This is a genomic window from Collinsella sp. AF28-5AC, from assembly GCF_003457875.1.
GTDB lineage: Bacteria > Actinomycetota > Coriobacteriia > Coriobacteriales > Coriobacteriaceae > Collinsella.
Genome location: NZ_QRTA01000002.1, coordinates 215,995 through 238,170 on the forward strand (window position 1 = coordinate 215,995; position 22,176 = coordinate 238,170).

At 60.9% G+C, this 22,176-nt stretch carries 19 protein-coding genes; 17 read left to right on the forward strand and 2 right to left on the reverse strand.

All coding sequences use genetic code 11. The annotated features are described in order from the left end of the window. The first annotated feature begins 89 nt into the window (after positions 1–89). Both DWZ01_RS02885 and DWZ01_RS02890 read left to right on the forward strand, forming a co-directional pair. The gene (locus tag DWZ01_RS02885; RefSeq protein ID WP_117847987.1) at positions 90–275 is read left to right on the forward strand and encodes a hypothetical protein; all 186 of its coding nucleotides are present in this window, start codon (positions 90–92) and stop codon (positions 273–275) included. A 187-nt stretch (positions 276–462) separates the two neighbouring features. Further along, positions 463–3,612: a CAP domain-containing protein gene (locus DWZ01_RS02890; RefSeq protein WP_117847989.1), complete on the forward strand. Its 3,150-nt coding sequence runs from the start codon at positions 463–465 to the stop codon at positions 3,610–3,612. Between the two features lie 201 nt (positions 3,613–3,813). Here DWZ01_RS02890 and DWZ01_RS02895 read toward each other — a convergent pair whose 3' ends face one another. Beyond that, the gene (locus tag DWZ01_RS02895) at positions 3,814–5,517 is read right to left on the reverse strand and encodes an OPT/YSL family transporter (protein WP_117847991.1); all 1,704 of its coding nucleotides are present in this window, start codon (positions 5,515–5,517) and stop codon (positions 3,814–3,816) included. Positions 5,518–5,725: 208 nt separating this feature from the next. Here DWZ01_RS02895 and DWZ01_RS02900 point away from each other — a divergent pair, with 208 nt between their 5' ends. The 13 genes from DWZ01_RS02900 (at position 5,726) to DWZ01_RS02955 (ending at position 17,516) form a co-directional block, all read left to right on the forward strand. Next, complete coding sequence (locus DWZ01_RS02900; protein WP_117847992.1) at positions 5,726–6,577, forward strand: type III pantothenate kinase; 852 nt, start codon at positions 5,726–5,728, stop codon at positions 6,575–6,577. 83 nt (positions 6,578–6,660) lie between these two features. Next, complete coding sequence (locus tag DWZ01_RS02905) at positions 6,661–7,185, forward strand: dCMP deaminase family protein (protein ID WP_117847994.1); 525 nt, start codon at positions 6,661–6,663, stop codon at positions 7,183–7,185. A gap of 176 nt (positions 7,186–7,361) precedes the next feature. Then, positions 7,362–7,640, forward strand: coding sequence for a NifU family protein (locus DWZ01_RS02910; RefSeq protein ID WP_117847995.1), 279 nt, complete (start codon positions 7,362–7,364; stop codon positions 7,638–7,640). A 109-nt stretch (positions 7,641–7,749) separates the two neighbouring features. Beyond that, a complete protein-coding gene (gene lgt / locus DWZ01_RS02915) occupies positions 7,750–8,571 on the forward strand; it encodes a prolipoprotein diacylglyceryl transferase (RefSeq protein WP_117847997.1) in 822 nt (273 codons plus the stop codon). A gap of 146 nt (positions 8,572–8,717) precedes the next feature. Beyond that, the gene (locus tag DWZ01_RS02920) at positions 8,718–10,901 is read left to right on the forward strand and encodes a DUF6020 family protein (protein ID WP_233504630.1); all 2,184 of its coding nucleotides are present in this window, start codon (positions 8,718–8,720) and stop codon (positions 10,899–10,901) included. A 172-nt stretch (positions 10,902–11,073) separates the two neighbouring features. After that, the gene (locus DWZ01_RS02925) at positions 11,074–11,880 is read left to right on the forward strand and encodes a YebC/PmpR family DNA-binding transcriptional regulator (RefSeq protein ID WP_006234926.1); all 807 of its coding nucleotides are present in this window, start codon (positions 11,074–11,076) and stop codon (positions 11,878–11,880) included. Positions 11,881–12,046: 166 nt separating this feature from the next. Further along, a complete protein-coding gene (locus DWZ01_RS10775) occupies positions 12,047–12,592 on the forward strand; it encodes a hypothetical protein (RefSeq protein ID WP_199412371.1) in 546 nt (181 codons plus the stop codon). After that, positions 12,585–12,962, forward strand: a complete 378-nt coding sequence (locus DWZ01_RS10895; protein ID WP_233504631.1) for a DUF2273 domain-containing protein — start codon at positions 12,585–12,587, stop codon at positions 12,960–12,962. Before DWZ01_RS10775 ends, DWZ01_RS10895 begins: the two co-directional genes overlap by 8 nt. Positions 12,963–13,006: 44 nt before the next feature. Next, positions 13,007–13,528 (forward strand): Asp23/Gls24 family envelope stress response protein, encoded by a 522-nt coding sequence (locus DWZ01_RS02935; RefSeq protein WP_117770099.1) that lies wholly within the window; start codon positions 13,007–13,009, stop codon positions 13,526–13,528. A 205-nt stretch (positions 13,529–13,733) separates the two neighbouring features. Further along, the gene (locus DWZ01_RS02940; RefSeq protein ID WP_117770100.1) at positions 13,734–14,756 is read left to right on the forward strand and encodes a YitT family protein; all 1,023 of its coding nucleotides are present in this window, start codon (positions 13,734–13,736) and stop codon (positions 14,754–14,756) included. A 149-nt stretch (positions 14,757–14,905) separates the two neighbouring features. Continuing rightward, positions 14,906–16,222: a zinc-ribbon domain-containing protein gene (locus tag DWZ01_RS02945; RefSeq protein WP_117770101.1), complete on the forward strand. Its 1,317-nt coding sequence runs from the start codon at positions 14,906–14,908 to the stop codon at positions 16,220–16,222. A 195-nt stretch (positions 16,223–16,417) separates the two neighbouring features. Further along, positions 16,418–17,026, forward strand: a complete 609-nt coding sequence (locus DWZ01_RS02950) for a DUF4234 domain-containing protein (RefSeq protein ID WP_117770102.1) — start codon at positions 16,418–16,420, stop codon at positions 17,024–17,026. Between the two features lie 13 nt (positions 17,027–17,039). Beyond that, complete coding sequence (locus DWZ01_RS02955; RefSeq protein WP_199411372.1) at positions 17,040–17,516, forward strand: DUF2752 domain-containing protein; 477 nt, start codon at positions 17,040–17,042, stop codon at positions 17,514–17,516. A gap of 106 nt (positions 17,517–17,622) precedes the next feature. Here DWZ01_RS02955 and DWZ01_RS02960 read toward each other — a convergent pair whose 3' ends face one another. Next, positions 17,623–19,086 (reverse strand): M20 family metallopeptidase, encoded by a 1,464-nt coding sequence (locus tag DWZ01_RS02960; RefSeq protein WP_117848000.1) that lies wholly within the window; start codon positions 19,084–19,086, stop codon positions 17,623–17,625. Positions 19,087–19,254: 168 nt separating this feature from the next. Here DWZ01_RS02960 and DWZ01_RS02965 point away from each other — a divergent pair, with 168 nt between their 5' ends. Both DWZ01_RS02965 and groES read left to right on the forward strand, forming a co-directional pair. Beyond that, positions 19,255–20,892, forward strand: coding sequence for an amidohydrolase (locus DWZ01_RS02965; protein WP_233506162.1), 1,638 nt, complete (start codon positions 19,255–19,257; stop codon positions 20,890–20,892). A gap of 919 nt (positions 20,893–21,811) precedes the next feature. Then, complete coding sequence (gene groES, locus DWZ01_RS02970; protein ID WP_022094351.1) at positions 21,812–22,105, forward strand: co-chaperone GroES; 294 nt, start codon at positions 21,812–21,814, stop codon at positions 22,103–22,105. The last annotated feature ends 71 nt before the right edge of the window (positions 22,106–22,176 follow it).

The following is a 22,176-nucleotide window of genomic DNA, read 5'->3' on the forward strand; positions in this document are numbered from 1 at the left end:
GCTGGTCGTCAATGTTGCGCAACAGAATTCAAAAATCGACAGCTACCGTTTGATACGTATGGATACATCCGTGTCAAAGGGAGAAAGCCATGGCAAACTACAGTCCACAACACTTTGAGCCTCGGGCCAAGACTGCCAACGTCAAGGGCGTTGCTAACCGCGCCGTCGCAACCGTTTTGACGGCGGGCCTCATCGCTCAGCCGCTCATGTCGCCGCTGGCGGCAATCGCCGCACCGTCAACCGATAACGGCGATTCTGTTCAGGGGGGGGGGTAGTTCTGTAGAGAACACCGTTGCCGCCGGTAACCAAGCGGTCGTAAAGACGGCTGCCCAGCTGGCCGAGGAGTCGGCAAAGCAGCTCAAGGACGCTCAGGCCGCCTACGATGCCGCCCAGAAGAAGGCCGACGCGGCGGGCCAGTCTCAAAAGCAGGCACAGCAGCAAAAGAATCAGGCCTCGCAGGCCGTGACCGATAACGCCGCCGAGCAGAACGAGGCCGAGGTAGCCGCGCTTCAGGAGAAGATCGACGAGCTTAAGGCAGCCGTCGAAAAGACCGAGCAGCAGCAGAAGAAGCTGGGCGACCTGAACGATCAGCTCGAACAGGCCAACAAGAGTGTCGAGGATAAGACCCAGGCGCTCAAGGACGCCAAGGCAAAGCAGGATGAGGCCAAGAAGGCCCTCGATGATGCCCAGGCCAAGCTCGAGGCCATGGGTATGGACGAGTACGAGGCCGCCAAGAAGGCCGTCGAGGACGCGCGGGCAAAGCTCGATGACGCCAATAAGGCCGTTACTACTGCACAGGACAATCTGGACCAGGCCAAGGCTGCCGAGGCCAGCGCCCAGCAGGAAAAGCAGAATACCGAGGCAGCTTTGACGACTGCCCAGGCCAAGAAGCAGGAGACTGCCGCTGCTCTCGCAGCCGCAACCACCGCGCGCGATAACGCCCAGCAGAAGTTCAACCAGGCGCAGGCCGCGCTCGATGCTGCCGTCTCGGGTACGGGTGTTGACCTGAGTGCGCTTGAGGCCGCCAAGAAAGCTGCTGCTGGTGAGCTCAAGACCGCGCAGGCGGAGCTCAATGCCGCGACGGATGCCGACGCCACCGCACAGACAAATCTGCAGGCCGCCCAGGCTGCCGTCGCTGCCGCGCAGGAGAAGGCCAACGCCGCCAACGCTGCTGTAGCATCTGCCCAGTCTGCATACGATGCGGCAAACAAGGAGTACAAGGACGCGGCCAGTAAGCGTGACGCCGCGAAGACGGCATACGAGCAGGCCCAGCAGACCGAGGCCGACAAGAAGACCGCGTACGATAAGCTTGTCGAAGTTCGCAAGCAGAAGCGCAGTGAGTGGGAGGCAGCCTGCGCTGCTTCGAACGCCGCGGAAAAGGCTTATGACGCTGCTAATGTCCAGGTTGAGGCTCTTGAGCAGCAGATTGCTGACCTCAAGTCCAACATGACCGTTGACCAGGAAGTCATCAATAAGGGCATGCTCGGCTTTATGGCCTACATCAGCAACAGCAGCGATTTCACGGCTATGCAGAAATCGAACGCCAAGGACGCAATGGCTACACTCACCGGCGCTGACGACAAAGCCGAGTGGTATGACGATTACGTCGATCAGGACATGTCTCGCGACACCAATCCGCTTTCCTTGGAACAGCTGCGCAACGCCCTGACATATCTCGACACCCAGAACAACCTCCGCAAGGCGAACGGTCAGTCGGCGCTCAGCGTCAGCCTCCGCATGACCGCAGCAGCTGCACTCAACGCCTCATATTCATCGAATATTTGGGATCACTCGAACTGTTACTTCGATAATGCTGAGAATCTCGCAGGTGGTGGCGGTGCATATACCGGTGGTGAGACCGAGGATACCCTGGGCTGGCCCTACACCGGTCTCTACACTCAGGAGAAGGTTAATTACGAGAATTGGATTAAAAAGTACGGTGTGGATAGCGAGGCCGGCAAAGATCTCATGGCTCATCGCTATGATTCGTACTATATCTACCAAAACTATTACGATGTGTACCACGGTACAAAAGATAAGAATGGCAATCAAAGAGGAGACGCCTGCGGGCACTATCTCAACATTATCGATTCCGCTACGGTGGCTATCGGCATCGCGACCGGTAGCGGTAAGAACACCGATTCCGAGGTAACCATATTCGATTACAGCGCTGATGACACTCAGGCTGATTTCACTGTTTCCGAGTTCAAGAAGCTCGTCAACGACTACATCGATTCTGCCTATAACGCTGGCGGCACGCAGGCGCAGAAGGCGCAACTCAAGGAGCTTCAGGGCAAGCTCGCCGAGGCGCAGAAGAACTTTGGAACTACTAGGGAAGCTTACTTCGCAGCTGTAAACGGGCAGGATGCCGCCCAGGACGCTTTCACCGCAGCCGATGTGAACATGAACACCGCCAAGGGCGAGTACGAGAAGGCTCAGTCCGCTACTGCTGCCGCCAAGTCCGCCTACACCGCCGCCGAAGCCAAACTCAAGGGTATCGACGTCAAGACGCCCAAGACCAAGCTCAACGCCGCCAAGGGCGAGGCCGCTACTGCCCAGGCAGCTCTCGATAAGGCAAACGTCACGCTTGCTGACGGCAAGGCAAAGGCAACCGATGCCGCTGCTCAAAAGGCGAAGGCTCGCAGCGCCCGCGATGCTGCCAAGGTAAAGTCCGATCAGGCCAAAGAGGCGTATGACAACGCTACCGCTTCGGTCAAGGACCTTGCCGCCAAGTGCGATGCCGCCAAGACGGATCTTGCGAACAAGCAGGGCACGCTTGACGATGCCAAGAAGGCCGACGACACTGCCCAGGCTGGCGTTGACAAGGCTCAGGCCGCAGATGTGCACGCCGCGACCGCTCTTTCGGGCGCCAAGCAGGCAGTTGCCGCCAAGACGCAGACCCTGTCCGACGCACAGGCGAAGGCCAAGGCCGCCGAGGACGAGCTTGCCACCGCAAACAAGGCCTTCGAGCGCTTCGCCGGTGCCCAGAAGGCGGTCGACGACGCCAAGGCCGCCTATGACGCTGCCGTCGCCGGTGTCGCCGATGCCCAGAAGCAGCTCGAGGCCGCCAACGAAGCCGTCGTCGATGCGAACCTCGATATCTTCAAGGCCAAGGCCGAGCTTGCCAACGATGAGGCACTCAAGGCCGATCTTGAGGCTGTCGACCACAAGGCATCCCTTGCCGCGGGCACGACGGGCAACGAGAAGCTGGTCAAGCTGAACGCTGCCTACGCTCGCTATAAGGCCGCCGTCGATGCCGCCGCTGGCCTCAAGACTGCTCTGAGCGATGCCGATGCCAAGCTGTCCGATGCCAACGACGCCTATGCCGCCGCACTGGCCGAGCTCGGAGATGCCAAGGATGCCCTGGCTGCCGCGCAGGCCGAGTACGACAAGTATCATCCCAAGGCCGAGCCGCAGAGCAAGCCTCAGGCCAAGCCCCAGGTTACGCAGGCCGCCGCAAAGGCCCCCGTTGCCAAGAAACAGGCTGCGCCTGCCGCGCTCGCCCAGACTGGCGACAATTCCGCTCTTGCGGGCGAGGTGTTCGTCATCGGCGGTATCACCCTCGTGGCCGCTGGTGTGACGCTGAGCGATCGTCGTCGCAAGCAGATGTAGCGTTTCGAGCGTAGTTTCTGCAACGAACTTCGGTTCATAGCAGGAACGCTTCGATAGCTTAACCGATAAGGCCGGCGCGCTGTTAAACGCAGCGCGCCGGCCTTTCTTTGTTTCGATTTCAAAAAGCCCGGTCAGCAGCCGCAAAAGCTACCGACCGGGCAAGCCGTAGGCAATATGGTTGCTGTCGAGCAGCTGCTCGACTTAGCCCAGCAGGCTTAAGCCCACGGAGACAAATGCCAGGATAACGCCGACGATGGACTCGCCGCCGAGCAGGCCGCTGGCGACAACCAGGCCCTGCTCCTGGAAGGCGGCGTCCTTGGCAGCCCTCTCCTCGTCAGAAAGACCAGCGGTGGCGTCGCGGTGGGCGGACCACTTGTCGTAGGCGAGCTTGACGCAGGAGCCCAGGAATGCCGTGAGTGACATGTAGAACGGCAGGTACACGCCCAGGCCGATCATCATGGCCGGAATGCCGAGCCAGTACATGACGATGCCGGCGATAAAGCCGCCTGCGAACCACGGCACGCTCGGGATACCCGAGACCATGGTGGCGACCACGCTTGCCTGCGCGGCCACAAAGCTCTTGTCGGGGCCGAAGGCGTCCGGACCATAGGCGGTGACGAGCGCGACCATGACAGCGGCAGCGACCAGGGCGCCCACGATGCCGCCAATGGCCTGGCCGACCCACTGTGCGCGCGGGTTGGTACCCAGTACGGCTCCGGCCTTAAAGTCGTTCATGACGTCGCCAGCAAGGCCGCACGCCACGGCCACGATGCCGGCGATAAAGAACAGCTTGACCTGCGCGAGCTGCGCGAAAGCTGCCACGATGAGCATGACGATGAGGCCAAAGATCTCCATGGGATCGATACCCGTCTGGCCGCAGCTCTGAGCGCTCATAATGGTGGTGACAAAGGTGAACAGCGTGACGATGACGGCCGGAACGGGGCCGAGGTCGAGCGCGATGGCAACGATCACGGCGATGGCTGCGGTGCCCAGGCCGATGACGCCGGCGTCGAGCTTAAGCGAGCCCGAGATGAGCGACTGCTCGTCGGTGTCGGTGGAGCTGTCGGCTGCAAGACCGCGGACGATACCGGCGACCTGCGGCAGGATGTCCTTAAGGACGACGGCGACTCCAAAGCCCATCATAAGGCCCATACCGAGGGACTTGACGATACCCTGCGCGGTCACAATATCGAACAGGCCGGCAGCGGTGCCGCCAACGATGATGCCAAAGTTGCCCAGCAGCGCGCCGGCAAACCAGAAGGCGACGGGGGCGAAGCCCACCAAAAAGCCGATGGATAGCAACATGGGCGAGTTGTAGATGGCAAAGGTCACGCCGGGGATATTGAGCGTACACAGCATGCTGGGCACCACGCCCAGAGCGTCGCGCAGCACGCTGTAGATGCCTGCGATGGCCATGGAGCCAAAGAGCTGCTTGCCGGTCTTGCCGCCGGCCTCGGTGGCGCGCAGGGTCTGAGCTGCGGCGTTGCCGGTGGGGAACTCCAGCGCGGCGTCCACGATAAAGTGACGGTGGATGAGCGCTGTCGCCAGAAGGCCCAAGATGGTGCCGGCGAGCGCCACGATAAACATGTCGAGCCAGCTGATCTGGTCGGCATAGCCCAGCATCCAGGCGCCCGGGATGGTAAACGCCAGGCCGCCGGCGACCATGGCGCCCGCGGACATGATGGTGTGGGTGACGTTGGCCTCGTTGAGGCTGGCGTTGCCCATGAGCTTCAGGAAGAACAGCGAAATGACGGCAGCGAAAATGATCGGCCAGGGGAGTGCGCCCATCTTGAGGGCGGTATAGGCCGAGCTTGCCGTGATGATCACGCAGCCAAGGACGCCGATGACGACGCCGCGCAGCGTGAGTTGACCGCGCATCGAGGTACGGTTCGAGGGATTGCTCATATAGAACTCCTTTGCGTATATCCGCTTCCCCCGGGAGCGCCGCTACGGATACGGCGCGGGAAGTCGGGTTACCAAGGGCCGCCGCGTGAGCTCGCGCGCGACCGCGCACCAGTATAGCCGCAAGCTAGTCATTTTGGGACGGGGCTATTTTAGCTACCCCTGTTTGCCGGAGGGATATACTGCTGGGCAGACGAAAGGAGCGCCGACGATGCTTAATGGGTGCGCATATATATTGACGGTCGACGTGGGCAACACGTTCATTCGCTTTGGCCTGTTTGCAGAGGATTCGGCCGCGGCGCAGGAATGTCCGCTTGCGACGTGCGAGATCACCACGCCGTCGAGCATCACAGCAGACGAGGCGCGCATGCGTCTCGTGCAGGTCATGGCCGCACTGGCGGCCGATGCGGGCATGCCGGGTGTGCTCGTACCCGCCGCGGCCGTGCTGAGCTGCGTGGTCCCGGCGCTCGAGCGCCCGTGGAAGGCGGCGCTTTCCCGCACCTGCACGGGGCGCGTGCTCACCGTGGGGCCGGGACTTAAGACCGGCATGCCCGTGCACTACGACGATCCGGCCGAGATCGGCCCCGACCGCATCGCCGATGCCGTGGCGACCCGTGCCGTCTACGGCTCGCCGTGCATCGTGATCGACCTGGGCACTACGACCAATATCGAGGTCATCGATGCGCGCGGAACCTTTGTCGGCGGCGTCATCGCGCCGGGTCTGGCACTTGGCGCCCGCTCGCTTTCGGCCGCTGCGGCGCGCCTGCCGCAGGTCGAGCCCTCGGCACCCACACATGTGATCGGTCGCAACACGCGCGAGGCCATGCGCTCGGGCGTGGTCTTGGGCGAGGTGGCCCGTATCGACGGCATGCTCGACATGGTGCTTGCCGAGATGCGCGCGACCAAGGCGGCGGGGGAGGGCAGCGTGCCCATCGTCATCACCGGCGACGATGCCGAGGCGCTCGCGGCGTTGGTCGGCCACAGCCTGACGGTCGATGACGCGTTGACGCTTCGCGGCCTGGCCGAGCTCTACCACATCAATCAAAAGCCCCGTCGCGCGTAGCGATGGGGGCGGTGGGACAAAAACGTCTCCACCTTTCACCTGCTACAATGTGTCAAACTATTGCGATTTCGGAGGTGTCTGCCATGTCGGACGATCTTCATCAAACCGCGTCGGGCAAGCGCCGCGACGTTATTAGCTGGGACGAGTTCTTTATGAGCGTAGCCATCGCCGCGCAGCGCCGCAGCAAGGATCCCAATACGCAGGTAGGCGCGTGCATCGCCAGCACCAACCACCGCATCCTTTCGGTGGGCTACAACGGTACGCCCTCGGCACTCAACGACGACTTTTTCCCGTGGGGCACGAGCGATGACCCGCTACAGGACAAGCACAACTACGTAGTCCATGCCGAGGCCAACGCCGTGCTCAACTACCGCGGCTCGCTCAAAGACCTTGAGGGTTCCACGGTCTACGTCACGCTGTTCCCGTGCCATGACTGCGCCAAGATCCTGGCGCAGGTGGGCGTGGGCGAGGTTGTCTACCTGGACAATAAGTACGCCGACACCGACGACGGCCGCATCAGTCGCCGCATTCTCGACTCCTGCGGCATCAGCTACCGCCAGGTCATCGTCGATGTCCACATCGGCACCGGGGAACAAACTCAGCAGTAGCGGCAGCGTGTGCTAGCGCCGGGCGTCGGCAAAAGCAGCTAAAAAAGCCCCGTCCCAAATTGACTGCTCGTGAAAGTCGTGTCCGCGCGCATGGACGGCTCGTGAGCGGGTACATGGCTGTAGTAACATAGCTCTGTCCGCGGGCGCGCCCGCGTTATTGTGAGAAAGGAGCCCCTGTGGCTGTTAACGAAGAGCTGCTTAAGAAGGTTCTTGAGGAGATCCGCCCCAACCTGCAGGCTGACGGCGGCGATATGGAGTATGTGGGCGTCGACGACGAGGGCGTCGTCCAGCTTGAGCTTCAGGGTGCCTGCGCCGGCTGCCCTATGAGCGCACTGACCCTGTCCATGGGTATCGAGCGTATCCTCAAGGAGCACGTACCCGGCGTTACCCGTGTCGAGCAGGTCAATGCCTCCGGCGAGACCGAGGACCTGTACGACGAGTATGCGCCGTTCTAAGATGCGAAAGCTGCGGGCGATGTGCTCCGCATAGACGTCACGCCCAAATATGCGGCTGCGAGCGCAAGGCCCGCGGCCGCATTTGTATGTAGGGAGCAAGGGGACCGATATGCTCAACGACCTCTACCATATGCTTGATCCCGTCGCGATTTCGGCGGGGCCCATCACCATCTACTGGTACGGCTTGGCCTACGTGGTCGGCGCTCTGCTCACGGCGGTCGTCATGTATCGCACGCAGCGTCGCTGGGGTTTCGACATTACGGTCGACGACCTGACGAGCGTCGTGGTCGGTGTGGTCTTTGGCCTTATCATTGGCGCCCGCCTGTTCTACGTCATCTTTTACGGTGATGGCTACTACTGGGCGCATCCGCTCGAGATCTTCGCCACCAACGAAGGCGGCATGAGTTTCCACGGCGGCCTGGTGGGCGGCATCATCGGTGGCGTGCTCGTGTGCCGTATGTACAAGCTCGATGCCTGGACTATCGCCGACCTTGCCGTTATCGGTGCTCCGCTGGCCCTGTGCCTGGGGCGCTGCGCCAACTTTGTCAACGGCGAGCTGTGGGGCAAGCCGACCGATTTGCCCTGGGGCGTGATCTTCGGCGGCGCCGCGGGCGATATGCCGCGCCATCCCTCCCAGCTCTACGAGGCATTCCTAGAGGGCATTGTGCTCTTTTGCATCTTGCAGGTGCTCAGCCGCAAAAAACCGCTGCTGCCCCAGGGCACGTTTATGGGCGTGTTTGTGATGGGTTACGGCATCGTCCGCTTCCTCATTGAGTTTGTGCGCGTGCCCGATGCCCAGCTGGGCTATCTGCTGGGCGGCGTCATCACCATGGGTCAGCTGCTGAGCCTGCCGCTCGTAATCGCAGGACTGGCGCTCATCATCTTCGCCCGACACCGCAATCGCCCCCAGCGCATCTACCTCGACGCCTAGCCACCACATGTCACCACAAGGGGGACAGGCACCTTTGTGGTGGTTTTGCCGGGCAACGATGACAGAACCGTAACGTTTCCCCAGATAAAACCTGCCAAAATAAACCTGTCCCTTTTTGGCAGGTTTCTAGAAAGGCTATTCGGACTGTGAAGGATTCCGACCTCTCCGCAACGGCTGCGCGCGACGCCGCCCGCATCGTTTGGTTTAAGCGCTATCCCGCCAAACAGACGCTCATCGCATTTTTGCTCGCCCTGCTGGCGACCACGGCGTTTTCCATCGATCCCGCCCCGGTGTCGAGCAACGCGGTCCTGGCGATCGACCCCAAGGCGACGGGCACGCTCTACGTGTGCTACGAGGTACTTCTCTCGTTTGCCGGCCATACCGACGCAGTGATGCTGCTCGCGCTTGCCTGCTTGCTCACGCTGCCGTTTCGCTATGTGTTCTTTGGCCGCGGTGACGCTTGGCGCCCGTCGGTCGTGCTGCCATCGCTGTTCTTTGCCGTTTGCATGGTGTTCGGCCGTAGCTACGACCTTGCCGATTCGGCAGAGATTGTGCTGGGCGACAAGGCACGCGTTATCTGCGCCTGGATTGGCGGCGCGGGCTGGATGCTTCTGGCGATTGTGGCCTTCTATCTGGCTTTTGAGTTTTTGGATTGGTTGAGCTCCCGCCGCATTCCGTTTTCGGAGACCCACTTTGGCCGCGTGTGGCGTGTTGCCCACGCCGTGCTCTCGGTCCATCCCTTTGTCGGGCCGTTTCTTGTGCTCATGATTGCCTGGGCGCCCACGCTTATCGCCTCGCTGCCCGGCCTCTTTATGGGAGATACGGGCGCGCAGATCCGCCAATGGTTCAACTATCCCAACGGCACGAGCGACTACCTGCGTCTGCTCAATCCCAATGTGTTGCTCAACGGACATCACCCCGTGGTGCACACGGCTATCATCGGTTCGTGCGTCCAGCTGGGGCTTTCACTGTTCAACAGCGCCAACGCAGGTCTTGCCATCTACACCTGCGCTCAGTTCGTCATTACGGCCGCCTGTATGGCCTATTCCATCTCGTCGCTGCGCAAGCTAGGCGTGAGCCTGCCGGTCCGCGGCGTGATCTTGCTGTTCTTTGTGTTTATGCCCATGTTCTCCAACTACGCGGCCCTGCTTACCAAAGATGTGCTGTTTGCCGACGCGTTTTTGGTGCTGTTGGTGCAGACCGTGAAGCTTGTGGCATGCGGCCTGCCCCGTCGCGATGCCAATGCCGAGCGTGCGGGCGAACAGAGGCCCGTGCTCTTTGTGCGCCATGACTGGCTGCTGCTCGCTATGGGCGCCATGGGTTCCACGTTTCTGCGCAACGGCGGCCTGGTGTTTCCCCTGGCGGCATGCGTAATCGCGGCGGCGTTTTGCGCATGGGACGCGCACGTGGCTCGTCGTGCAGCCAAGCAGGCTGGTGCTGCGCCTTCGGGCACCACCCCGCGTTTCCGCTGGGTGGGAGTTCTTGCGGTGCTTGCACTCTGCCTTGCCTCTAATATGTACTTCACCAAGGTCTTTATGCCGGCACATGACATCACGCCTGGTTCCAAGCGCGAAATCCTCTCGATTCCGTTCCAGCAGACGGCTCGTTTTGTCCAAAAGCACGACGGCCTCAACTCGGGCGTCAACCCCACGGTTAAGGAGGACGGCACCATCGTGGAGGCTCCTTGCGACGGCTTGGTGACCGACGAAGAGCGTGCCGTGATCGACCGTGTGCTCAAGTACGAGAATCTGGGCCGCCGTTACAACCCGGATAAGTCGGACGCCGTCAAAAATTGCTTTAACGAGTACGCCTCGCAGGAGGACATCAAGGCCTATTTTGAGGTGTGGGCCCAGATGTTCAAAAAGGATCCCGAGTGCTATATCTCGGCGCTCATCAATAACTACTACGGCTACTTTTATCCGAGTGCCCGCGATGCGTGGGTCTACAGCACGGCGCGCAGTGCCGAGATCATGGCGAAGCCCGATAACCTCAAGTACTTTGACTTCCATCCGGTCGACAGCAAAGCCGTGCGCTGGTGCGACCACCTGATTAACCTGTACCGCGTGGCGGTGCAGCGCATTCCGTTTATCTCGCTCACCATGAGCTCGGCCACCTACGTGTGGATCATGATCGTCGTGGTGGTCTACCTGTTGCGCCGCCATTCGTGGCGCGCGCTGGCCATCTGGATACCGCTGCTGGGTGTGCTCGTTGTGTGCCTGATTGGTCCATGTAATGGGTCGACCTACATGCGCTACCTGTACCCGGTCATTGCATGCATGCCTTTCGCCATCGGCGCCACGATCACCCGCAGCGACCTCCTCTGGACCTAACCAAAGATTAGCGCATTGGGGTCAGGCTGCTTTGTGCCAAGGGGCTGCATCATCACGACGCCTTCATTTTTTTGTTTATCTCACAGGCCAGTAGGTATATCATTTATAGCGTTTGTTTATATTGCCCGAGCATTCGCGCTGGGCTTTAGGTCGAAACCGATAGGAGACACGTATGTCCGGACACTCTAAGTGGGCCACAACCAAGCATCGTAAGGGCGCGCAGGACGCCAAGCGTTCCGCCCTCTTCTCCAAGCTCAGCCGCAACATCACCGTTGCTGCCCGTCTCGGCGGCGACCCGCTGCCCGAGAACAACGCCAGCCTCGCCGCTGCCGTTGCCAAGGCTAAGGCTCAGTCCATGCCTAAGGACAAGATCAAGTCTGCTATCGATAAGGCCTTTGGTTCGGGTGCCGATGCCGCCGTCTACGAGAACATCGTGTACGAGGGCTACGGTCCCGCCGGTGTCGCCGTCTACGTCGACTGCCTGACCGACAACCGCAACCGCACCGCCGCCGATGTCCGTTCCGCCTTCTCCCACGCTGGTGGCAACCTGGGCACCTCCGGCTCCGTCGCCTTCCAGTTTGAGCGCAAGGGTCAGATCGTCGTCGCCAAGGAGATCCTGGACGAGAACGCCAAGAAGGAGACCATGATCGCCAACGGTGCTGCTGGTGACGAGGATGAGTTCATGATGGCCATCGCCGAGGCCGGTGGCGAGGACTACGAGGACGCCGGCGAGGAGTGGATCGTCTGGACTACCGCCAACGAGGTCATGGCTGTCTCCAAGGCGCTCGAGGAGCAGGGCGTCCAGGTCAAGGGCTCCGAGACCACCATGGTCCCGACCACCCCGACCGAGGTCTCCGGCGCCGACGCCAAGAAGGTTCAGCGCCTCATCGACCGTCTTGAGGAGCTCGACGACGTCCAGGATGTTTACAGCACCATGGACATGACCGACGAGGTCATCGCTGCCCTCGAGGAGGAGTAGGCCCGCACGGATTGAGCCGTGCATATCTGGGCATAATGAAGCGAGCATGCAAGCCTCGTGGAATAGATGAGCCGGATCCGCGTGCAATGAGGCACCGGACCCGGCTCTTTTATAATGATGCGAATCGTTTTGCATTCTGTGGATCGAGATTTGAAGGGAGCGCTGCATGCGCGTGCTCAAACGAGCCCTGGCGATCGTGTATCTTGCCGCCGCCGTCGTGGCGCTGGGTACGTTAGTCTGCCAGTTTTGGGGGCCATATACCTATCGCTTTATGCTGTTGATGCGCGATCCGCTGCCTCGCATCGTTGTTACGGCGTGCGGCGGTGTCGTGGCGCTCGGCGTGCTCGTGTGTTTCTTTCGCCTGATGTTTGCTCGTCGCGAGCCGTCCTGCGTGCATCCGGCGGGGGAGCGTAATATCGAGGTCACGCTCGCCGCCCTCTCCTCGTGTGCTCGCACCGCGGCAGAGCGCGACGACCGCGTGATGGTCGAGCATGTCGAGGCGCGCGTGCAGGGCTCCGACGAATCGCGCGTCCGTTTTAAGGTCGACGCCATCGCGCTCGACGACCGGGATGTGGCCTCCCTTGCAGCCGCGATGCAGCAACGTATCGAGGAGGCCTGCGACACCATGCTCGGCACGCCGGGCACGACCGCACGCGTTCGTTTTTTGCCGTCCAAGACTACCGTCCAGACCGTGGAGGTTTCCGGTGAGTGATACCAATCAAGACAAGACCGTCCGCACTCCGCGCCTGACTATCGATCAGAGCGCCGCGCCGGCTAGCGAGGTCGTCGATCCCAAGGTGGAGGGTACCGAGTCGCATGACGCGGTCGCCAATGATTTTGATGAGGCCATGGGTCTCATCAAGGGTACGGGGGCAGCCATCTGGAGCTATGCCGTCCGTCATCCCAATACCACGCTTGGAGCCGTCGCTGGTTTTGTGCTCGCCGTACTGGTGCTCACGCTCGGCCTGTGGGATACGCTCGTCATCGCATTCTTTGTACTGATCGGCGCCGTGATTGGCCAGATCCGTGACGGCGAGAACGGGATCGTCAACTTCTTCGGCCGTCTGTTTAGCGGCCGCTAGTATGTATTCGACCGCCGCGTGTGCGGTGGGCATAAGGAGGAACCATGGCTTTTAACACGAAGGTCGATGTGGCCGATACTGAGCCCGAGGCAGACGAGACCGTCGCCGCCGAGGCCGAGGACGTAACGCTCGAGGACGAGGCGCTCGTCGAGGCCGAACCCGCCGACGATGCGGACGAGGATGATGAGGAAACAGACGAGTCCGAGGACTCGCTGACCTATTCCAACGGTGTAATCGAGAAGATCGTCGCCATGGCCACCCGCGAGGTGCCGCACGTCCTGGGCATGAAGGGCAACCTCATGCACTTTGTGCAGGAGCAGTTTGGTGCCGAGAACCTGACCAAGGGCGTGACGGTCGAGGTCACCGATGACAACCGCGTGGTCGTCAACATTTCCGTCATTATCGAGTACGGCGCCTACGCGCCCGCGATTTTCGACGACGTCAAGGCGCGCGTGACCGAGCGTCTGGCCGCGATGACCGGCCTTGAGGTGGCAGGCGTCAACCTACGCATCGAGGATGTCATCACCCCCGAGGAGTACGAGCACCGCACCAACCAGCACGAGTAACCTACCAAAAAGGGATGTTTATTTTAGCAGGTTTTATCTGCGAAAACGTCAAACGGCCGGCCGCACGGATGTATGTGCGGCCGGCCGTTATTTGTATGTCCCCGATGTAGGCATACCGCTCGTCTAACTAGGGGTTGCAATCGTCGTGTTCCGCGTTACCCTAATGGGCGCATTGTTTCCAAATTGTTAACGAGGGGTTGCCGTAATGGCTGACGAGCACGAAACAGAAAGCCAGGCATGGGCGATTGAGGCTGCCGCGGCAGAGGCGGCATCGCGAGCTGCCGAGGAGGTACATCGTCCTCCCGTGGTGCCGATGGAGCGCGTGGTTGATCGCACCGATATCGAGCGCGGCGAGCGTGCCGGCCAAAAGCGTAGCCAGGAGCCAGGCTTCCCGCGCTTTTTCGCCGAGCTCAATCTGGGCCTGATTCTTACGGCCTTTGCCATCGTTGCGTTTAAAACCCCTAATCACTTTGCTTTTGGCGGCACCTCGGGCGTGTCGGTTATTCTGTCCACGCTGTTCCCGACCCTGCCCGTCGGCGTCTTTATGTGGATTATCAACGCGGTTCTCGTCGTTTTGGGCTTTATCTTTTTGGAGCGCAAGGCAATCCTGTGGAGCGTCTTCGCCTCGTTTGCGCTGTCCGCCTATGTTTCGCTTTTCGAGCTCTTTATCCCGACCAGTGTCTCGATGACGGGCGATATGTGGCTCGACCTGTGTTTTGCCGTGATTCTGCCGGCGCTCGGCAGCGCCATCGTCTTTGATATCGGCGCCTCGACGGGTGGCACGGACATTCTTGCCATGATCCTCAAGCGCCGCACGACGCTCGAGATTGGCCGCGCCCTGCTGCTGGTCGATATCGGCATCGTGGCCATCGCGGCCTTCTTGTACGGCCCGCGTGTCGGTCTGTATTGCGTGCTCGGCCTGTTTGCCAAGACGCTTGTGGTCGACAAAGCCATCGAGAGCATTCACCTTCGTAAGGTCTGCACGGTCATTTGTTCCGAGCCCCTTAAGGTCGAGGAGTTTATCGTCAAGCATCTCAACCGTACGGCGACCATTAGTCGCGGCTACGGTGCCTTCTCGGGCAAGTGCGTGACGGTGATCATGAGCGTGCTGAGCCGTCGCGAGGCCGTGCAACTGCGCCGCTATGCGCGCGAGGTCGATCCGGGTGCCTTTATCACGATTGTCGACAGTTCCGAGATCGTCGGCAAGGGTTTCCGCGGCACGAACTAGCGCGAACGCATTCATCAAACAATCGAAAAGCGCCTCGCGCGTTGCAAATACGTCATCTAAGAGTATTTGAACTCACATTGGGTGATAATGATGCCAAAGACATCGTTTGCGATCCAGGTGATTCGCTCTAGATACGAAGGGATGATTCTATGTTCTGCTCGCAGTGTGGCGCCCCCATGGGCGATAACGACAAGTTCTGCGGCGTGTGTGGTGCTCCTAATGCCGGTGCCGCTGGCCCCGCTCCCCAGGGACAGCCTCAGCCCCAGCAGTTTGTTCCGCAACCGCCCGTGGCGAATGCGCCAAAGGGCTGTGTGGTTCAGGCGTTCCAGGATATGACCAAGACCCCGGGCGTGCTTCAGCGTGTATGCCAAATCGCGTTTTTGCCGGCGCTGATTTGCGTTGTGTCGGTGCTCGTGTTGTTTATTCCCGTTATTGGCGGCATTGCGGCTGCCATCGGCTTTTTGGCAGCTTGCATTGCGAGCGTGTGCGGTTCCGGCTTTGGCATCGAGTGGGGTCGCGATCTGTCGCTTAAGATCGATGACGGCATGGATCGTCCGCTGATGCGTTCCACGTCGTTTGGTCTCGGAGTCTTTTCGAGCGTTATTTCGGTCGTGCTCGAGGTTATCGCTGCCATTCCCGTTATCGGTGTAGTGCTTTCGCTGGTGGAGGGCGTGGCGCTTGGTGCCGCAGGCTCGTACTCCTACTATGGCTCCTATGCGCTCGAGGCTGCGCTGTTCGGTTCGCTCGGCCTGCTTGTCCTGGCTATGATTGCCACGGCAGTCTTGGGGGTCTTCTTTAAGATGTTCGCCGACATTGCCGTGATGCACTTTGCGGTGACCGGGCGCGTTGAGAGCGCGTTTTCGCTCGACAAGGTCTGGGCGGCGTTTAAGCACAACAAGACCAAGCTGTTCTGCGCTTCGTTCCTTCCCGAGTTTTTGACGGGCCTGGTTTCCAACGCCATTACGTGGATCTTGACAGCTGTCTTTGGTGCCATCGCCGGAATTGGCGCGTACGGCTATTACTATCGCCCCACGGGTATCGAGGCGATTGTTACCGCCGGTGGTGTCACGCTCGTATTGTTCCTGGTGCTGATTGCATTCGTCACGGTGTTCCTTACGGTCTTTGGCAAGATGCTCAAGCACCGTGCCGTTGGCTATTGGGCTGCACGTTATGCAAGCGAATGGGCCGATGAGGACAAGGACGACGTTTTGACTTTTGTGCTCCCGGGTGAGAAGAAGCCTGCTCCTGCGGGATTCAATCCCACGGCAGCCACTGGTGCTGCGCCTGCCCCGGCACCCGCGCCTGCACCTGCCCCGGCACCCGCGCCTGCCCCTGCCCCGGCACCTGCTCCTGTCCCCGCACCGGCGTCCGAGGCGACGCCTGCGGAGCCCGATTGGGATGCCGTTGCCACGCCGGCGGATGAGCCGGGCGATAATCCTGCTGCCGAAAACAATCAAACCGAATAGCCGGTCGAGGCGCCCTGGGCAACTGAGCCCGGGGTGCCTTTTTCTACTGCGAAAGCAAGAAAATGCCTGGGAAAACGGTTGCAGCAAAATTTCTCGGAAATTGGTCAATGTTGCGCAACAACGTCGCGGCTATTGTTGAGAACGTAGACGTGTAAGGTTTGAAGGCGTGCGACGCCTTAGGAAAAGGAGAGGCTCATGTTCTGTCCCACTTGTGGTTCTCCCATTTCGGATGATGCCAAATTCTGCCCTGTTTGCGGATCCGCCGTTGGTGCCGCTTCTGCCGCTCCGGCCCCGCAGCCCCAGCCCGCTCCGGCCCAGGCTATTCAGCCCGTGCCCCAGCCTCAGCAGCAGTACACCGGTCAATACGCCCAACAGTCCGCATCCGCTCCGATGGGCTATGGCCCCATTAAGGCTGACCGCAGCCTGATCGGCTGGCTGCTGCTCTCTCTTGTGACCTGCGGTATCTATTCGTTCTACTTCCTGTATTGCTTGGCACGCGACGTCAACACGTTGTGTCAGGATGACGGCGATTACACGCCGGGTCTGGCGGAATTCATCCTTCTATCGTTTGTGACCTGCGGCTTCTACGCGTACTACTGGTATTACAAGATTGGCAACCGCCTGCAGGCCAACGCTCCTCGCTACGGCCTGGTGTTCCAGGAAAACGGCACCACCGTTCTTCTGTGGCAGATCTTCGGCGCGCTCCTGTGCGGCCTTGGTCCCATCTTCGCTATGAACATCATCATCAATAATACCAATGCCATGGCAACGGCTTACAACACTCGCCTTGGCGCTCGTGCCTAACAATAAGGGCGGCGTGAACAGCTCCCAGGGACATAGGGGCACGGCAGAGCTCCTTCGCCGCGCCCTTTTTTGCACCGGCGCGCTCTTTGTTGCCTGGCTCGCGCTCTACCTGCTCGATATCGGCTGCATTTTTCGAATGATGACGGGCGCTCCTTGTCCGGGATGCGGCATGACGAGGGCGTGGCTGGCGGCGCTGCGTCTCGATTTTGCGGCGGCCTTTGCCTACCATCCGCTGTTTTGGGTGGTGCCGATTGCGTTTGTGCTCGCGTTCGTGCGCGAGGAGGTGGCATCGAGCAAACTAAAGCGTGGTGTCGACATTGCAGTCACCGTGTTGTGCATGCTGGTCATCGCCGTATGGATCGTGCGCCTCATCAATCCGGTAGATGCCGGCCTACTCTTTGGCGGCCATGCGCCCGCCGGAGTCCCCGACGACATCATCCACCTCGAACCCCCACGCTGGCTCACCATCCTTCGCTCTTTCCTGTCGTGACGGAGGACGCGCTAGAAAAGCGGTCGACACATAAGCGGGGGCGAACGTTGAGATAACGTTCGCCCCCGCTTTGCTCTAGCCAGGTTGTTATGGGTGGGCGTGATGGCTACTCGTCGCGCTTCTCCTCGTGGCGAGCGGCAGCCCGCGCATCGTGGATGCCCTTGATTGCAGCATGGCGAGCGGTGCGAGCATCGTGCATGGCGTCGCGCGCCTCAGCGGCTGTTGCCTTGGCAGAGCGCAGCTTGGCGGCCAAGTCGGGGTTGGTCTCGGCAACCGCGGCGATCGTGGGGCCGTCGAGCTCCTCTTGCGTGGGCTCGGCCAAAAAGTCGATAGCATACTGGGCGGCCACCATGGAGCCCTTTGCCAGCACGGTCTCGTCGATCTTGTAGAAGCAGGAATGTTGGGCGTACGTGGCACCAATCTTGGGGTTGCGCGTACCTACAAAGGCGAGCACGCCCGGCACGCGGCGCAGGTACTCCGAAAAATCCTCGCCCGAAAGCGTGCCACGGTAATGGCCTTGACCGGTGGGGCCCAGGCACTTGATTACAGCCTGACGGCAGCGCTCGCTCGAGGCGGCGTCGTTTTCGACCTTGTAGTTGGCGATGGTGTAGTCGGTGAGCTCTGCCTCGGCGCCCAAGGCGGCCGCGGTATGCTCCACGATGCGGCGCATAAGCTCCGGCATTTCCTCGTGGGTCGAATCTCCGTAGGTGCGCACCGTGCCGGCAAGGTAGGCCGTGCCGGCGATAACGTTGCGCGCGGTGCCGCCGTGCAGCTCGCCGACGGTGATGACAGCCGGCTCATAGGGGCTGATCTCGCGCGAGACGATGGTCTGCAGAGCGTTGACGATCTCGGCGGCAACCATAACGGCGTCGTGGCCGCGCTGGGGCATGGCGCCGTGGCATGAGGTGCCGCGGACGTCGATGCGGAACCAGTCGGTATTGGCCATGCGCGGGCCGGGCTCGCAGCTCACGGTGCCGGCGTCGACCTCACTCCAGATGTGCGCGGCGTAGGCGCCATCGACGCCGTCGAGCACACCCGTGCCGATCATGAGCTTGGCGCCCTGGCCGTTTTCCTCGCTGGGCTGGAAGACGATGCGGACCTCGCCGTGGATGTCGTCGGTCATATGGCGCAGAATCTGCAGCGTGCCGAGCATCATGGCGATGTGGCAGTCGTGGCCGCAGGCGTGCATGCAGCCCTCGTTGACGCTGGCAAATTCCTCGCCGGTCTGCTCGGTGACGGGCAGGGCGTCGATATCCGCACGCAGCAGGATGCGGCGGCGCGGCGTGCCGTCCTCGCGGTAGGCATCGGGCGCGGTGCCGCGAAGGGTCGCCACCAGACCCGTCTTAAGGGGACGCTCATAGGGGATATTCATGGCGTCGAGCTGGTTGGCGATGTCGGAGGTCGTGCGCTCCTCGGCAAGGCTCAGCTCCGGGTGCTTATGGAAGTGCCGGCGCTGCTTGATGATATAGGGTTCAAACTCGGTAGCGATATCTTTGATGGCTGCGGTGACGTCGTCAGCCGCGCGAGCCTCGGTCGCCGCCATAATCTGCTGTGCCTTGGTCTTCGTCATGGTCGATTTGCTCCTTGCTGGGTTGATCGCAAAATCGTACAGGCTCTCTCCAGTATGCCACCTGCCGCTAGGGCTGGTAAAGTTGCCGTTTGCCGCTTGGGGTTTTGTTACAAGGGCGGGGGAGTACACTCGGGGGTGTTGAATTTCCTGCCAGAGATGGGGATGCCCATGCAACATATCGATCGGATTATCCGCTCCAAGAACGTCTTTACCGCGCAAGACGGCATCGATACCGCCCGCGAGCTGGCGATTGCCATCGCAGGCGACCGTATCGTCGCAGTCGGTGCGCCCGATGACGTGATCGCCGCCGCTCCCGCCGCCACGTCGGTTATCGACTACGGCGAGCAGTTTGTCTGCCCCGGTTTCCATGACGCTCATCTGCACTTCTTCCATACCTCGGTCGGTTCCTCGCCGTACATGCTTATGGATATGGGCACGTCCGAGGCGGCGCTGGTGCAACATGCGCTCGAGTTTTCCCAGGACCTGCCCGATGACGCTTGGGTTGTGACGCAGGGCTGGCGCGACTACCGTTGGGACCCGCCCGAGCATCCTACCAAGGCGTCGCTCGATGCGGCATTCCCCGATCGTCCCTGCGTTATGTATTCGGGCGACGGGCATACGCTTTGGCTCAACAGCCGCGCACTCGAGGCGCTCGGCGTCACACGCGACAGCGAGCCGCCAGCGGGCGGCAGCTACGACAAGGATGCAAACGGCGAGCTCACGGGCATTGCTCACGAGGCGGCTGCCATGCAGCTGCTACCGCGCTGCCTGGAGTGGCTGGGCGAGGACCGCATCGCGAGCGCTTACGCCGACCAGATGAAGCGTATGGCCGAGCAGGGCATCACCTCGATCTGCGATATGTCGCTCATGCCCATGCCGGGCTGCGATTTTATCCGCGACGACGTCTACGACAAACTGCAGGCAGCCGGCAAACTGGGCATCCGAGCCCATCTATTCCCCACACTGCTGGATGACCAATCGCGCTTAGAAGAACTGCAGACCCGCTACGCGAACAACGCGCTGCTCTCGGCGCCTGGTTTTAAGCAGTTCTTCGATGGCGTGTCGAGCGAACACACGGCATATCTCACCGAGCCCTATACCAATCCGCGCTTCCCGGGCGACCAGGGCCGTCTGACGGTTCCGGCTGAGCGCATGCGCAAACTGGTTCTGGCGGCCGCGGAGCGCGGTCACACCGTGCGCATCCACGTCATTGGTGACGGTGCGATTCATGCCGCGCTGGATATCTTCGAGGAAGCGGCCGACCTGTACGGCCTGCCCCAGCACGGTCATAACACGCTTGAGCATCTGGAGAACCTCTTGCCCGAGGACATCGACCGCCTGCGCAAGCTCGACGTGGTTGCCTCGAGCCAGCCCTGCCATATCACGCTCGACCCGGGTGGTCCGGAGCGCGACCTGGGCTTGGAGCGCAGCCGCATCATGTGGCCGTTCGCAACCTATAAGCAGCGCGGCATTCGCCAAGCCTTCGGTACCGACAGCCCCATCACAGCTGTTACCAGCATGAACGTGCTCTACACGGCTATCACGCGCCAGGACCCCAAAAGCCACTGGCCCGAGGGCGGCTGGCTGCCGAGCGAGCGCATCGATGCGGCAACAGCCCTGCGCAACTACACCCTGGGCAGCGCCTACGCGGCAGGCGACGAGCAAAACCTCGGCAGCCTGGAACTCGGCAAATACGCCGATCTGGTAGTCCTGGACCAAAACCCGCTCACCGTTGACCCCCAAGACCTCCAGGCCACAAAAGTTCAGGCCACCTACCTGGCAGGTAACTTGATTTACGAGCGCTAAGTATTCATGCCGTACCGTTAAGCGCGGCTCGGACAGCCTATTTTGGGATAGCGCTCGAGTCGCGTTTGTTTGCCGGTGGGGATTTGTTAGGAGCGTCCCCGCTCTGATGGATTTGGGCGCAGGGCGGATGCGCCGCTGCCCTGCGCGCTCAATTTGGACATCAGCAATGCTGCCTCTTGGTGTTTTGCATACTTCCCATTACAGATTGCATAAAAAGGCTGGGATATTCTTCCTGATCCTGATGTACCCCCGCCCGTGCCGTGCAAAAAACGGAGTATTCAGCACCGCGAGCTCTGCCGGTGCCGCTGCAGTCGGGTAGCATTGCGGAGATCGACGTCATTTTGGGGTCCGACGTGGCGCGAGGCATGCTTGTTTGTCTCGACGAGGCCTGTCTGCCGACCCAAATCGCCGGTCGAAGGCTACCGTGGGACTAATTAGATGCGCCCGGTGCGTATGCATTTGTCCCGGCCTGCTGAAAACTCCCAAAAATGCACGGTGCTCCCCAGGGGACCCGTGCTCGCAACGAAAACCATGCCCATGTCGCTATCCGCATCGCCTTTTTGCTGCACTGACTTTTCTGAATGCCGGGGGATAACTTAGCAGTGGCTCCCGTGTGGCTCCGGAGGGGCGGGGCATAAGGTTTATCGCGAGTTCCGCACGAGCCGAAGGCCACTTAATGTGGCCTTCGTGCGAGCAGGACTGCCCGAGCAGGAAACCTTATGCCCCGCCCCTCCGGAGCCACACGGGAGCCACTGCTAAGTTATCCCCCGGCATTCAGAAAATCTAAGTGCCAAAAAATAAGATTTTTTGACTCTGTGTTGTATAACCCGCCATTCGTGGGTACCATTCAACGCGTACGCAAACAAAAAGGGTTAATTCGCGTGGTATAACCGCGCGGCCCAAAAAGGAGGAGACAAGCATGTCGTCTTTGAAGCCGCTTGCAGATCGTGTTCTGGTCAAGCCCGACGAGGCCGAGCAGAAGACCGCTTCTGGTCTGTATATCGCCAGCAACGCTCAGGAGAAGCCGCAGCGTGGCACCATCGTTGCCGTTGGCGCCGGCAAGGTCAACGACAAGGGTGAGCGCATCCCCATGGACGTCAAGGTCGGTGACGTTGTCATCTACGGTAAGTTCGGTGGCAACGAGGTCAAGGTCGACGGCGAGAAGTATCTGCTGATGCGCGCCGACGACATCTACGCCGTCGTCGAGGCCTAGTCTCGTCAGAATCTCTGATTCGTCTTTGAACGCGCCCGCCGCACAGGACTCGGAAGCGGCGACGCGAGTCA

What these genes read in the sequence shown, in the direction of transcription:
- DWZ01_RS02940 (WP_117770100.1), top strand. Translation starts at nt 13,734, where the DNA reads ATGGCTGACGAGCACGAAACAGAAAGCCAGGCATGGGCGATTGAGGCT.
- groES (WP_022094351.1), top strand. Translation starts at nt 21,812, where the DNA reads ATGTCGTCTTTGAAGCCGCTTGCAGATCGTGTTCTGGTCAAGCCCGAC.
- lgt (WP_117847997.1), top strand. Translation starts at nt 7,750, where the DNA reads ATGCTCAACGACCTCTACCATATGCTTGATCCCGTCGCGATTTCGGCG.
- DWZ01_RS02905 (WP_117847994.1), top strand. Translation starts at nt 6,661, where the DNA reads ATGTCGGACGATCTTCATCAAACCGCGTCGGGCAAGCGCCGCGACGTT.
- DWZ01_RS02925 (WP_006234926.1), top strand. Translation starts at nt 11,074, where the DNA reads ATGTCCGGACACTCTAAGTGGGCCACAACCAAGCATCGTAAGGGCGCG.
- DWZ01_RS02950 (WP_117770102.1), top strand. Translation starts at nt 16,418, where the DNA reads ATGTTCTGTCCCACTTGTGGTTCTCCCATTTCGGATGATGCCAAATTC.
- DWZ01_RS02885 (WP_117847987.1), top strand. Translation starts at nt 90, where the DNA reads ATGGCAAACTACAGTCCACAACACTTTGAGCCTCGGGCCAAGACTGCC.
- DWZ01_RS02900 (WP_117847992.1), top strand. Translation starts at nt 5,726, where the DNA reads ATGCTTAATGGGTGCGCATATATATTGACGGTCGACGTGGGCAACACG.
- DWZ01_RS02945 (WP_117770101.1), top strand. Translation starts at nt 14,906, where the DNA reads ATGTTCTGCTCGCAGTGTGGCGCCCCCATGGGCGATAACGACAAGTTC.
- DWZ01_RS02965 (WP_233506162.1), top strand. Translation starts at nt 19,255, where the DNA reads ATGCAACATATCGATCGGATTATCCGCTCCAAGAACGTCTTTACCGCG.
- DWZ01_RS02895 (WP_117847991.1), bottom strand. Translation starts at nt 5,517, where the DNA reads ATGAGCAATCCCTCGAACCGTACCTCGATGCGCGGTCAACTCACGCTG.
- DWZ01_RS02960 (WP_117848000.1), bottom strand. Translation starts at nt 19,086, where the DNA reads ATGACGAAGACCAAGGCACAGCAGATTATGGCGGCGACCGAGGCTCGC.
- DWZ01_RS10775 (WP_199412371.1), top strand. Translation starts at nt 12,047, where the DNA reads ATGCGCGTGCTCAAACGAGCCCTGGCGATCGTGTATCTTGCCGCCGCC.
- DWZ01_RS02935 (WP_117770099.1), top strand. Translation starts at nt 13,007, where the DNA reads ATGGCTTTTAACACGAAGGTCGATGTGGCCGATACTGAGCCCGAGGCA.